This window comes from Fructilactobacillus lindneri DSM 20690 = JCM 11027 (genome assembly GCF_002907375.1).
Taxonomy (GTDB): domain Bacteria; phylum Bacillota; class Bacilli; order Lactobacillales; family Lactobacillaceae; genus Fructilactobacillus; species Fructilactobacillus lindneri.
Map to the genome: position 1 here is coordinate 17,684 of NZ_MIYK01000010.1, position 12,991 is coordinate 30,674.

The following is a 12,991-nucleotide window of genomic DNA, read 5'->3' on the forward strand; positions in this document are numbered from 1 at the left end:
AAACTTTGATGACTTCAAAACGAAAAAAATTACTTGGTAATCTTTTGGTTCTTGTTTTACTAGTATTAGTGGCTGGAACAATTTGGTATCGTTTTAATCATCGTACTGATAGTTGGAGCAGCCTGAAACATGAAAAAACGCTTAAGATTGGGATTGACGATACCTTTGTGCCGATGGGATTTCGGGATAAACATAACAAGTTGGTTGGTTATGATGTTGAAATGGCACAAGCAGCCTGTAAAAAGTTAGGCTTAAAACCAGAATTTCAGGTTATTGATTGGTCAATGAAGGAAACAGAATTAAATACTCACCATATTGATGCAATTTGGAATGGTTATACCGTTACGCCCGAGAGAAAGCAGCACGTTGCTTTTACAAATGGGTATCATCGTACAGGACAAGTCTTATTGACACGAGCTGATTCCGGAGTAAACAAATCAGAAGACATGCGCGGCAAACACCTGGGAGTTCAATCTGGATCATCAGGAGTCACTTTATTTCAACAAGATCCCAAGGTTTTGAAACAATATTTAACCAGTAAGCCAGTTCAGTATGATACTTTTGACAAGGCAATTAATGATGTCAAAGTTAAACGCTTGGGAGCAGTTCTGATTGACGAAGATTATGCTCGGTATTATCTAGCACACAACCAGCAAACGATTCCGTTAAAAATTGTGGAAACAACTTTTCCACCTGATGAAATGGCAGTTGGGGTTCGAAAAGAAGATAAGACCTTACGCCACAAATTAAATTGGGCAATCGCTGAACTTCGTCAGGATGGAACTGAACAACGCTTGGCACGGAAATATTTTGGAAAAACTGATTAATTTAACTATTAGAAAATTTAAGTAAAGAAAATCAACCATTGTTAGACTTATTTTATTTAAAGATGATTCACTAGAAATTTGAAATAGTTGGTTGAAATTTTACCTCAATAAAATAAGTAAGCGTATTATATTTCAAAAATGAAATATTTTACTATGATAATTAATCCTCATGTGGTATATTTAATTGTGCGCAATAATGTTTTACAAAATACATGTATTTTGGTTATTATCTATTAATTTATGAAAGAGGTATCTTTATGTTTAAACACACAAGAAAACTACAATACAATGCCAAACCTGATCGCCCAGACCCAATCATGGCAAGACGTTTGCAAGAAGCTCTTGGTGGACAATGGGGCGAAACAACCGGTATGTTATCTTATCTTTCTCAAGGTTGGGCATCAACTGGTGATGAAAAGTATAAAGATTTACTTTTAGATACTGGAACTGAAGAACTTGCCCACATTGAAATGATATCAACGATGATTGGTTATCCATTAGAAGATGCTCCATTTTATAAAAATGAAGAAACATTGAAAAAAGATCCTTCATTAGCTGCTACAATGGCTGGAATGGATCCAGAACATGCATTAGTTCACGGATTAAATGCTAGTTTAAATAATCCTAATGGAGTTGCTTGGAATGCTGGATACACTACTTCAAGCGGTAATTTGGTTGCTGATATGAGATTTAACGTAGTTCGAGAATCAGAAGCAAGATTACAAGTAAGTCGTCTTTATTCCATGACTGAAGATGAAGGTGTTCGTGATATGCTTAAATTTTTACTTGCTCGTGAAACTCAACATCAATTACAATTTATGAAAGCACAAGAAGAACTTGAGGAAAAATATGGCGTAGTTGTTCCTGGTGACATGAAAGATATTGAGCATAGTGAGTTTAGCCACGTTCTAATGAATTTCTCTGATGGAGATGGATCACGTGCTTTTGAAGGTCAAGTTGCTAAAGATGGTGAAAAATTCACTTATCAGGAAAATCCTGAAGCAATGGGTGGAATCCCTGAGGTTAAGCCTGCTGATCCACAATTACACAATGATCAAGGATAATTAATAAGAAAAATTATTTATCGTGATTTTATTATAATAAAACACCTTTTTAGAAAATTTCTAAGAAGGTGTTTTTGTTTTACAAATGTGATAATGAAAAATCAAATCTAGTAATTACATTTTTAAAAAACATCTTTAAATGAAACTTCCTTTTAATCGCTTACTCAACATAGTAATGATAATAAAATTGGCTAAAAGAAACACTTAGAAAAAGAATAAGAAATGCATTAAATTTATTATGTTATGTTACGATTGTTACGTAAAAAATAAATGATTATAAAGGAGATTCTAAGATGGCTTATAAATCAATTAATCCATTTAATAATAAAGTACTTGGTGAATATGATTTTGCTACCCAAGATCAATTAGATTTAGCATTGGAAGCAGCTAACGATTCATTTAAAGATATGAAAAAGCAAGATATTGAAGCACGTAGTAAAATTTTACAGAATGTTTCTAAAGTTTTAATAAAACATGAAGATGAACTTGCTGAAACATGTACGATGGAAATGGGAAAATTAATCATTGAATCACGAGGAGAAGTTGAATTATGTGCCCTAATCGCTGATTGGTTTTCTAAACACAGTAAAGAATTATTAAAACCAGATAGTATAGATACGATTGCTCCTGGTAAAGCCAAAGTTTATAAACGGGCATTAGGGGCTTTGATGATGGTTGAGCCTTGGAATTTCCCTTATTATCAAATAATGAGAGTATTTGCACCTAACTTTATGGTTGGAAATTCTATGATCTTAAAGCACGCTTCTAATACCCCGGCTTCTGCAGAACTATTTATAAAGATTATGCGAGAAGCTGGGGTACCTGAAGGTGCGATTACTAATATGTTTTTAACCTATGATCAAGTGACAAAAGCAATTGAAAGTCCAATTGTTCAAGGAGTTACATTAACAGGATCAATGCGTGGTGGTTCAGCAGTTGCAAGTGTTGCAGGTAAAAATGTAAAGAAGAGTACCATGGAATTAGGTGGAACAGATCCATTCATTGTATTGAGCGATGCCAATCTTGATGATGTAAAAAGTATTGCTGGTCGCAGTCGTTTATATGGTGCTGGACAAGTTTGTGCTTCTCCAAAACGTTTTATTGTAATGGATAATGTATATGATGATTTTATTGATGGATTAATTAGTAGTTTTAGTAAAGTTAAACCAGGGGACCCTTTAAATCCTAAAACTACCTTAGCTCCATTGCACAGTGAAAAGGCAAAAGAGAAGTTACAACAGCAAGTAAATGAAGCAATCGAACACGGTGCTAAAGTAATTTATGGTAATAAGGAAATTGATTTGCCTGGTCAATTCTTTATGCCAACTATTTTAACCAATATTTCAAAAGATAATCCAGCTTATGATACTGAATTTTTTGGTCCAGTCGCTGAAGTATATAAAGTTCATAGTGAACAAGAAGCAATTGACTTAGCCAATGATTCTTCATATGGTTTAGGTGGAGTTGTATTTTCTGGAAATGAAGATCATGGTGCTGAAGTTGCTGCTAAACTTGAAACCGGGATGGTATTTGTTAATAATGGATTAACTACTTTGCCAGAATTGCCATTTGGTGGAGTAAAAGGTTCTGGTTATGGCCGTGAATTAAGCAAATTGGGACAATTGGCTTTTGTTAATGAACAATTAATTGTAAAATCTGAAAAACCTGATTTGGATAATCCAGCTAGTGCTTTACTTGGACCTAATCCAGATGAAAAATAAAAGATTAGAATTAAATAAATTTGCTTAGTATTAATGGAATGTTCTATAAGTTAGTTAAAACTCTAATTTATGGAGCATTTTTTAGCAAAGTATTGAATTATAATTGAGCTTAAAAAATATAAATTTAGGAGTGTAATATAATGTATACGATTTCTGATTATTTATTAGATGTTTTGTATTACTTAAATGTTAAGGATATTTTAGGTGTTCCAGGAGACTACAATTTGTCTTTTTTGGATCATATTACTAAAAGAAATGATATGAAGTGGCGAGGAAATTCGAATGAATTAAATGCAGCTTATATGGCAGATGGATATGCTCGTCAAAATGGTTTTGCTGCTTTTGTAACTACTTTTGGAGTCGGTGAACTTAGCGCTATTAATGGTATTACTGGAAGTAAAGTTGAAAGAGTTCCAGTATTAGAAATTGTAGGTAGTCCTAGTACTCAAGTTCAAAATAATCATAAGTTAATGCACCATAGCTTGGGAGATGGTACATTTAATCATTTTAGAAAAGTACATCAAGATTTGGGAATTAAAACTGGTTATCTGACTAAAGATAATGCAGTAAGTACCATTAATGATGTTATTAAATATGTAATTGATAATAAACGACCTGCATATTTAAATTTTCCAAGTAATCTCGCAGATATGCCACTTAATCCAATTTTTAAAAAGATAATTCCACAACTTTTTGAAGATAAAAGTAATAGTAGTAATCAGGTGGATAATCAAACCGTTATTAATGAAATTAAAAACGCTAAAAGTCCTATTATAATTGTAGGTGAAGATATTGAACGATTTGGTCTATCAAGTGAAGTAAAAAAGTTAATTATTGATAACCAAATTCCTTTTGCGGATTTAATTGAAAGTAAAGGCACGATTGATGAATCTTTAGACCAATTTATTGGAACTTACAATGGTAAGTTGTCTAGTCCAGAAACAAATAAATTAATAGAAAATGCAGATTTAGTTTTATTATTAGGAACAGTGATTTTTGACACTAATATAGGTGGATTTGATCAGATTTTTAATAACCAGAATACAATTGATATTAATTCAAGTAGAATTGATTTTTATTCTGAAATATTTACATATTATCATGAAAATAGCTTTATAAAAGTAATTAAAGAAATTAGTAAATTAAAATTAGAAAATGTTAATCATAAAAAAATAAAATTTATTAATAAAATTTCCCAAATAAATTCTAAAGATCAATTATTGACTCAGAATTTTTATATAAATGCAATGCAAGACTTTATAAAATCAGGGGATACAGTGGTGGTTGACCAGGGGACCTCTACTTTTGGATTATCATTAGTCAAACTTCCAGCAGATGTTACTTTTATTTGTCAGCCTAGTTGGTCTTCAATCGGGTATTCATTTCCAGCAACCCTAGGGAGTGAACCAGCTGCTCCTAAGAGAAGAACAGTATTATCAGTTGGCGAAGGATCATTACTACTCACGATTCAAGAAATGGCATTTGCAATTAAAAACAATTTGAAACCCATCATTTTTATCTTGGATAATCGTGGTTATACAGTTGAAAGGGTAATTCATGGCATGACTGAACCATATAATGATGTTCCCCAATTAGATTACGCAGTAATTCCTCAGGCTTTTGGAGCATCAAAAGATCAGTATGAGTATTTTGATGTAAAAACTGAGAACGAATTAGTAGCTGCCATGAAAAAAATAAATTTAAGTGAAGAAAAATTGACTATTGTTAGAGTTTGTCTAGCAAAAGATGACGCTCCATCAAATTTAAAACAATTGGGTGAAACTTTATCTCAACAAAATAAGTAAATGAATGATATTAATACAATACTGAAAAGGTTAGATAACAAGTAAAGTTTTTTTAGGGTATTTCAGTGTCTTTTCTAAATTAGCGAATATTTTGTTATTTTCAAAGTCCTTAAAAGATATAGTTAGGTTGTGAAGCATATCAAATCTATTTCTGATAATAATAATATTTTATTAATATTTTTATTTTTCATAATTAATAGTTCATCCTTGTTAGTTTGTAATTATATAAATAATTCAAATAGAAAAATAAAAAGCCTACTGATTAATTTCAGTAGGTTTATCAATATAATTTGTATTTTTAAAAATTGAGTATCAGTAGCCCCGAAATCTTTTCCTAATATTATTAATTTATCTTACTAGACTATGTGAATATGTACTTGATAAATTTATTGATTTTAAATTAATTTACTGGACTGAAACTTCTTTTATTGTATTTATGAGATTTTTTTCTTCATCATTTAATTTATGTTTTTGTGGATAAATAATTGATAAAACAAAACTTGGTAATTCATTATTTTTAACTTTCAATGCAATTAATCCATTTTTAATGTCTTTTGTTAACCATTGGTTTAATGAAAATGAATAACCAATGTCTTTTTGGACTAATTGATTAATTAAATTAGGATCACCTGAACAAGAGATAACAGAAATAGAAGTTTCATATTTTTGTTCAAAATACTTAAATAAGTATTCTTTTAAACATTTATTTTGTGTTGTGATAAAGGGCATTTGTTTTAAATCGTTAAAATCAATATAAGCTTTAGAAGCCAAACTATTATTTTTACTTACAATGATATTAATTTGATCGGTTTCAACAATTTCAGCTTTAATTCCAGGTTCTCTAATAGGAGTGGTTGATTCAACTAATGCTAAATCTAAATCTCCAAGCTTCAAAGCTTTCAATAATTTTTTTTATCATTTTCGATTAAATTAATTTTTTCACTATTTAATTTATTTAATAAACTTGGAAAATAGCCATCACTAATCAAATGAGAAATTCCTAAATTGAGATCTTGTAAACTTCTATTTTCAATGCCAGTTTCAAGTTTTTCCCATTGTTGTAGAATTACTTTTGCATGTTTGTGTAAGTCTTTTCCGGCTTTAGTTAATTTTATATTACCAGTAGTTGGATTAATGATAAATAGTTGATCATTAAATTCAGATTGTAACCTTTTAATGTTCATTGAAACTGATGGTTGAGTAATGCCATAATACTTTGCTACTTCGCTATAATTTTTTAGTTCAATTAATTTTTCAAAATATTGTAAACTAGTTAATTTCATTATTATTACCTGCTTAAGTTTAAAAAAGTACTTATCACTATTATATAACTATAAACTATTTGATTAAATATAATGTTACACAACTTGCGATTTGTAATTACTAACTTTTATGAAAATGGTTTTATGAAATCATTAAAAATGATATATCAATTATAACCCAATTATCTCACAATACATTGAAGCTTTAAGCTTTTAATTGTGCAATAATGTTAATATTTTAAATAATTTTAGGGTTAAGTTTTAAATTTTTAATTGTTATGTTGAGAAGTATGCCTTGTTCATAACGAAAAATTATGACAGTAATAATGAAAAATGATATAGTTATAATAAGTTTTACAAAATCATGTTTTATTATAATTTGCACAACATGATGTTTAAAAATAGTATGATGATTATCTTTGACTTAATTTTTATAATAATTGCAAAAAAATGATAAAATGAGCAATTAAAATTTTACACTTTCAATAAGTGTCTACTATATAAAGATATAAATTTATTTTAGATAACCTAAAGAAAGTTGAATGATTTAAAATAGGAGATTAGAATGAATCTACAAAGTTTACAATACTTTGAAAAATTAATTGAACTACAAAATTACAGTAGTGTGGCTGATTATTTTAACGTCTATCAATCTACAGTTTCAATGGGAATTAAAAGACTAGAAAAAGATTTAGGGTGTCGTTTAGTTATTCATAATTTCAAACGTAATGAACTAATTTTAACCTCAGCTGGGAAAGCACTGCATAAATATGCCAAAGTGATGGTTGGTCAGTTACCATTAATTAATAATGATCTTAAAAAGTATCAGCAGCAATTAAATCTTGAATTAGGAATGCCACCAATGGTTGATAATACTTATTTTCCTAAAGTAGCTATGAATTTAAGCAATAGTATGTTGTTGAATTTAAAAATTGTTGATAGAACTTCCAAAGAATTATTAAGATTATTAAAAAGAGATGAACTTAATATGGCAGTTGTTGCATCAGTAAAGCCAATCAAATTAAAGGATTTTCATTCTGAAATTTTAGCTAAAGATAAGTTTAAATTAATAGTAAGTAAACAAAGTTCTTTAGTAAATAAGAAGAAAATTGAATTAAAGGATTTAGATTCCCAAAAAGTTATTCAAATGGACGATGGCTTTATTCAAGCAGATGTAATTAATGAAATTAAGAAAAAATATCCCGACGCTCTTGACGTTATTTATCGAACTAAAGATCCAGAGTTGATTAAGGAGTTAGTTTCTGCAAATGTTGGGATATCTATGATACTTGGTGAAGAGATAGATGAAAAAGATGATTTATTAACAATTGATTTGGATTGTTATAATATTCCTGATGTATACATATCATTAATTTGGCGTACAAGTCGTAAAATAAATGAACGAACACAGAAATTGATAAATACTGTCGTTGATTCAATTAAAGTAAGTTAATTTTTAAAATTGGTGATAATAAGTGTGTCTTAAAATTCACTAATATTAAATTATGTGAAAAGTGGATAGAATAAGCTTTGGAAAAACAGAACTTATGCAATGTAAGGTCTGTTTTTATTTTTAATTAATGAAATTTTTATGTATGTTAGTTAACAAACTTTTTTAGAAAAACTTACCATACTCGCATTTATAACTATATGGATAATATTCGTCAAAGTGACATGTATATTATATAATATAGTGTTACACGATTATATAATGAAAAAGAGATGACTTAGAATGAGATTACAAAGCTTACAATACTTTGAAAAATTAATTGAACTAAAAAATTATAGTAATGTGGCAGAGGCTTTTCATGTTTACAAATCAACTATTTCGAGAGAAATTAAACGTTTAGAAAACGAAGCTGGTTGTCGTTTAGTTGTTCATAACCCTAAACCGAATGAATTAATTTTAACATCTGCTGGGGAAAAGATGCATAAATATTCAAAAATAATTGTTGATCAATTGTCTATCCTTAATAATGAAACTAAAGAATGCCAAAAACGCTTAAAAATTAACTTAGGTATGCCACCAATGATTAATAACACTTATTTTCCTAAAGTTGCTGTACATTTAAATGATAAGACATTGATAAACCTAAATATTGTAGATGACAACTCGGTGGAATTGATAAAAATGTTAAAACGCGGAGATCTTAATATAACAATATTAGCTTCAATTGAGCCCATTAATTAAATGGATTTCAGTCTGAGATTTTAACCAAAGATAATTTTGAATTGATAGTAAACAAGCAAAATCATTTAGCCAATAAAAAGTTTGTCAATTTACAAGATTTAGATTCAGAAAAAGTCATTCAAATGACTGATGGCTTTATTCAAGCAAATGTGATTGATAATATTAAAAATAAACAGTTTAAAAAGCTTAATGTAGTTTATCGGACTAGAGATCCAGAGTTAATTGAGGAACTTGTTCAAAAGAATATTGGGATTTCTTTGTTACTTAGTAATGCTATTAAATTAAGGGATAAGATAGTTCCAATTAAATTAAATGATGATAAAATCCCTCAAGTATATATTTCATTAGTTTGGCGTAATGGGTATGAATTAAATACTAGATTGAACAATTTATTAGAAACAATAATAAATTCTATTAAAGTTAGTTGTTAAAAAATAATTTTACATCTCAAGTTATAATCTCTTTCCTTACAAAATTTTATAATTATTTACTTTATATTTAATTTTAGAAATAATAAAAAACCTTAAGTTAGACGACAAATCTAACTTAAGGTTTTTTGCCCTTGTAATTTTTGTTTATTTTAAAGCATCTTTTCGTTTATTCTTACGAATCTTAATCAAGTACAAGGCTCCAATCCAGATTAATGAACCAATCAAGGCAATCAAAGAACTTGTTTTAAAGAGTAATACAATTGCGACAAAGATTAGGAATGCTAAAACTAAGTAACTTGAGAAAGGATAAAGCGGCATTTTGAAAATCAATTTATCAGCTTTGCCAGCTTTATCAACTTGTTTCCGATATTTCATTTGCGCCAGAATAATCAATGACCACATGAATAAGAAGAGGGTGGTTGATATACTGGCGATAAACACGAACACTCCTTTTGGAATAATCACATTTAATAATGTAGCAATTCCAACTACCAAAATCGAAAAGGTAATTGCATTTTGCGGAATGCGACGTTTAGAAAGAGTTCCTAGTTTGTTAGCGAATTTGTTATTACTTCCATTAGTTAAGGAAAATAGCATCCGTCCCGTCGTATAAATTGAAGAGTTACAAGCAGATGTAGCGGCAGTTAGAACTACAAAGTTAACGATTCCAGCAGCGCCAGTAATTCCAATGTTTTTAAAGACTGCTACGAAAGGACTAGCATCTGGAGAAATGGATTGCCAAGGAATTACACACATGATGGCAGCTAAAGCCCCGATATAGAATAAAATGATTCTGAAAGGAACCGCATCAATAGCTTTAGGAATGACGTGGACCGGGTCTTTGGTTTCTCCAGCAGTCATTCCAATCATCTCAACTCCTGTCAATGAGAAAACTACCATTTGAAATGATAGGGCAAACCCTTGCCAGCCATGTCCAAAGAACTTGTGACTGTATAAGTTGCTGACGGAGGCGTGACCAGTAGGAGTTTTGTAGTTGATTAATACTAAAACTACCCCAATTGCAATAATGGCGATGATTGCCAGCACTTTAATTAAAGCAAACCAGAATTCGTTTTCCCCATACGCTGCCACGTTAATCGTGTTGAGAGCATAGATTAAACATAGAATTACTAACCCAGTTAGCCAAGACGGAATATTTGGAAACCAAAAATTAATATAGATCCCCGCCGCAGTTACTTCAGCAATTGCTCCAATAATCCAACACATCCAATACGTCCAACCGGCAACAAAGCCAGTAGTCGTTCCTAGAAAGTGAGCAATTGGTTCAATAAATGAATTTGCTTCTAAATCAGATAATAATAAAGTACCTAAAGCTCGCATGATTAAGAAACAAATTACTCCGGTGATGGTATACGCTAATAAAATAGAAGGTCCGGTTAAACTGATAGATTCACCAGACCCTAAGAACAGTCCGGTTCCAATGGTACCACCGAGGGCAATCAACTGAATATGTCGATTTTTTAATCCCCGTACCATTTTACGATCATTTTTTTGTGCCATACTTGTTCCCCTTTAAATATTCATAAAATTATATTTGGCTTTTTATTATACTTTTAATTTTATCATGCACCGATATTTTATGTTAGATATTCTGAAACTAAAGCAAAAAAAGTTGCTCTCAACTTTGATTGAGAACAACTTTAATAATTAATTTATTAACACATATCCATGCCCATCTTTTTGTATGATTCCATACTTTTAATAACAAGTTGGTCGGGAAGACAATGACGTTCTTCAGCGAGAGCATCTAATAAAGTCTTCATATCCATTAATTTGTATTTCTTATGTGGATCATCTTTAGTCCAAACTTGCATTTGGGCCATCATCCCGCCATCTTCATGTTCGATGATATGACAGTGATACATAAAGATTCCAGGATAGTTAAATCGCATTTTAACTCGAACAGTTTCACCGGCATTCACGCCAATCGTATCTTTATAACCATGTTCATTTGGATAAGGAGCTTTTCCATTACGAGAAATCACCTTAAATTGACCGCCGTGAGTATGGTAAGGATGAATCATTCCACCACAACAATCGTTAGTGTTAGTAATATCCCAATATTCTGTTTTGCCAAGTTCTTGACGATCATCGATTCTCATCATACCGAATTTTTTACCATTAATTTCGACTTCTTCATCTGTTCCAGACATTACCACTTGGTGAACCGGAGCAGATGGATCAACTTCAGGATAATCAATCTTGGTTAGTTGGTCTGGAATTTCGGTATTGTCAGGAGCAAATGCATGAATTTTGAATTTTAAAATTGGAGTATCGTCTGAATAAAGGGTAACTTCATCTCCAGGTTTATATTTACCGAAGTCTAAGATAACTTCAGCACGTTCAGCACAAGTAATCATGAGTTTAGTCATGTAGACTGGTTCTGGTAAAATACCGCCATCAGATGCTACTTGAGTCATCACGAGGTCGTCACTTAAATGTAAGCGCCATTCACGACGGTTAGAACCGTCTAAGAAACGAAGTCGAACTTTTTGGGTTGTAACATCAAAGTAGGGGTTGACCGTTCCATTAATTAGAGCGGTTTTTCCTTCAGTTCCATCAGGATCGTAATCCTTATCGTAATTCCATTGATTATTTTCATCAAAGGTTCGATCTTGTAAAATCACAGGAATATCATCCACTCCATAATTACGTGGCAATGGTAACTTGGCTTCTTCCTGATCTTTAACAATTACAGGAGCAGCTAATCCATGCCAAACATCCCATCCAGTTAATGGACATGGGTGAGCATGTAACCATAAAGTAGCAGCGGGTTGGTCGACTTTAAAGTTGATTTCACTAGGTTTGCCTGGGAAGACGGGAGCATGACAGCCACCGTCAACGTAAGGACCTGGAACATCAAGACCATGCCAGTGAAAAGTAGTTAATTCAGGCAAAGTATTTTTTAAAGTAACGTGGTAGTTTTTGCCACTTTCATAAATAATGGTTTTACCTAAGAGACTTTGATTATAGCCCCAAGTTTTAGTTTTTTTACCAGGTAGAATTTGAGTTTCACCCGGTTGTGCTTCAACTGTATACCAAATATCGGTATCAGTTTCCTTATCAGGTTTTAGCACTTCAGGAATGTTTAATTTGCTTTCTGGTGCGTCGGATACTTCTAATGGAATATAGCCGCCATCATGATAATCATAAGCGGATTCATTAAAGAAATAGTTATTGTAAACTTTATGCTCTTTGTCAGTCATTGGTTTGACTTCTCTTCTTATTTACTACTTTTAGTTTACTACAATTATAATGTACGCTGAAAAATTTGACTTGTAAATAGGGAATACTTAATCATTCGTATATATTAAAGAAGGGAGAAACGGACATTGTTTTTTTGTGTTACAATGTAATACAAAAGAGAGGAGCTGTTGTTAATGGCTACAATTACTGTGAGAGTATCCACTGAAGAAAAGGAATGGTTACAAGAAATGGCTGATTTTTATGGAATTTCATTATCAGAACTAGTTAAAAATTATTCAATTGAACAAATTGAAGATGAATATGATCGACAAACGGCAGTGACGGCTCACAAATTATGGTTGAAAGATAATAAAAAATCAGAACCAATTGAAAAAGTCATGAGGGATTTAGATTTGTTAGACAAATAAATTATTTTTTTACTTACCTATATTATTAGTGAGATCAAACAAAGGTAGGTTAATA

Annotated in this window: 11 protein-coding genes and 1 pseudogene; 8 read left to right on the plus strand and 4 right to left on the minus strand. The window is 31.0% G+C overall.

All coding sequences use genetic code 11. The features are described 5' to 3' along the window. The first annotated feature begins 8 nt into the window (after nt 1-8). The 4 genes from BHU33_RS03035 to BHU33_RS03050 all read left to right on the plus strand — a co-directional run bounded on the left by BHU33_RS03035 (nt 9) and on the right by BHU33_RS03050 (nt 5,417). On the plus strand, nt 9-827 hold the full coding sequence (locus tag BHU33_RS03035) for an amino acid ABC transporter substrate-binding protein (protein WP_056997738.1): 819 nt from the start codon (nt 9-11) through the stop codon (nt 825-827). Nucleotides 828-1,084: 257 nt separating this feature from the next. Continuing rightward, on the plus strand, nt 1,085-1,891 hold the full coding sequence (locus tag BHU33_RS03040) for a manganese catalase family protein (protein ID WP_054646764.1): 807 nt from the start codon (nt 1,085-1,087) through the stop codon (nt 1,889-1,891). 293 nt (nt 1,892-2,184) lie between these two features. After that, on the plus strand, nt 2,185-3,612 hold the full coding sequence (locus BHU33_RS03045) for an NAD-dependent succinate-semialdehyde dehydrogenase (RefSeq protein WP_054646763.1): 1,428 nt from the start codon (nt 2,185-2,187) through the stop codon (nt 3,610-3,612). Nucleotides 3,613-3,752: 140 nt separating this feature from the next. After that, a complete protein-coding gene (locus tag BHU33_RS03050) occupies nt 3,753-5,417 on the plus strand; it encodes an alpha-keto acid decarboxylase family protein (protein ID WP_054646762.1) in 1,665 nt (554 codons plus the stop codon). Nucleotides 5,418-5,822: 405 nt separating this feature from the next. Here BHU33_RS03050 and BHU33_RS03055 read toward each other — a convergent pair whose 3' ends face one another. Further along, entirely contained in the window at nt 5,823-6,320 is a 498-nt protein-coding gene (locus BHU33_RS03055) for a LysR substrate-binding domain-containing protein (protein ID WP_054646761.1), read from the minus strand. Further along, nucleotides 6,317-6,700, minus strand: coding sequence for a LysR family transcriptional regulator (locus tag BHU33_RS03060; protein WP_054646760.1), 384 nt, complete (start codon nt 6,698-6,700; stop codon nt 6,317-6,319). Before BHU33_RS03060 ends, BHU33_RS03055 begins: the two co-directional genes overlap by 4 nt. A gap of 544 nt (nt 6,701-7,244) precedes the next feature. On the opposite strand from BHU33_RS03060, the gene BHU33_RS03065 reads away from it, so the two are divergent. The 3 genes and pseudogenes from BHU33_RS03065 to BHU33_RS03075 form a co-directional block, all read left to right on the plus strand. Beyond that, on the plus strand, nt 7,245-8,132 hold the full coding sequence (locus tag BHU33_RS03065) for a LysR family transcriptional regulator (RefSeq protein ID WP_054646759.1): 888 nt from the start codon (nt 7,245-7,247) through the stop codon (nt 8,130-8,132). Between the two features lie 279 nt (nt 8,133-8,411). Further along, nucleotides 8,412-8,870: a LysR family transcriptional regulator gene (locus tag BHU33_RS03070; RefSeq protein WP_054646758.1), complete on the plus strand. Its 459-nt coding sequence runs from the start codon at nt 8,412-8,414 to the stop codon at nt 8,868-8,870. 14 nt (nt 8,871-8,884) lie between these two features. Then, a pseudogene (locus BHU33_RS03075) lies at nt 8,885-9,301 on the plus strand (LysR substrate-binding domain-containing protein); the annotation flags it as partial. A gap of 144 nt (nt 9,302-9,445) precedes the next feature. Here BHU33_RS03075 and BHU33_RS03080 read toward each other — a convergent pair. Further along, entirely contained in the window at nt 9,446-10,822 is a 1,377-nt protein-coding gene (locus BHU33_RS03080) for an amino acid permease (protein WP_056997739.1), read from the minus strand. 155 nt (nt 10,823-10,977) lie between these two features. Then, a complete protein-coding gene (locus BHU33_RS03085; protein WP_054646756.1) occupies nt 10,978-12,528 on the minus strand; it encodes a multicopper oxidase family protein in 1,551 nt (516 codons plus the stop codon). A gap of 174 nt (nt 12,529-12,702) precedes the next feature. On the opposite strand from BHU33_RS03085, the gene relB reads away from it, so the two are divergent. Continuing rightward, complete coding sequence (gene relB, locus BHU33_RS03090; RefSeq protein WP_054646755.1) at nt 12,703-12,936, plus strand: type II toxin-antitoxin system RelB family antitoxin; 234 nt, start codon at nt 12,703-12,705, stop codon at nt 12,934-12,936. The last annotated feature ends 55 nt before the right edge of the window (nt 12,937-12,991 follow it).

What these genes read in the sequence shown, in the direction of transcription:
- BHU33_RS03035 (WP_056997738.1), top strand. Translation starts at nt 9, where the DNA reads ATGACTTCAAAACGAAAAAAATTACTTGGTAATCTTTTGGTTCTTGTT.
- BHU33_RS03040 (WP_054646764.1), top strand. Translation starts at nt 1,085, where the DNA reads ATGTTTAAACACACAAGAAAACTACAATACAATGCCAAACCTGATCGC.
- BHU33_RS03045 (WP_054646763.1), top strand. Translation starts at nt 2,185, where the DNA reads ATGGCTTATAAATCAATTAATCCATTTAATAATAAAGTACTTGGTGAA.
- BHU33_RS03050 (WP_054646762.1), top strand. Translation starts at nt 3,753, where the DNA reads ATGTATACGATTTCTGATTATTTATTAGATGTTTTGTATTACTTAAAT.
- BHU33_RS03060 (WP_054646760.1), bottom strand. Translation starts at nt 6,700, where the DNA reads ATGAAATTAACTAGTTTACAATATTTTGAAAAATTAATTGAACTAAAA.
- BHU33_RS03065 (WP_054646759.1), top strand. Translation starts at nt 7,245, where the DNA reads ATGAATCTACAAAGTTTACAATACTTTGAAAAATTAATTGAACTACAA.
- BHU33_RS03070 (WP_054646758.1), top strand. Translation starts at nt 8,412, where the DNA reads ATGAGATTACAAAGCTTACAATACTTTGAAAAATTAATTGAACTAAAA.
- BHU33_RS03080 (WP_056997739.1), bottom strand. Translation starts at nt 10,822, where the DNA reads ATGGCACAAAAAAATGATCGTAAAATGGTACGGGGATTAAAAAATCGA.
- BHU33_RS03085 (WP_054646756.1), bottom strand. Translation starts at nt 12,528, where the DNA reads ATGACTGACAAAGAGCATAAAGTTTACAATAACTATTTCTTTAATGAA.
- relB (WP_054646755.1), top strand. Translation starts at nt 12,703, where the DNA reads ATGGCTACAATTACTGTGAGAGTATCCACTGAAGAAAAGGAATGGTTA.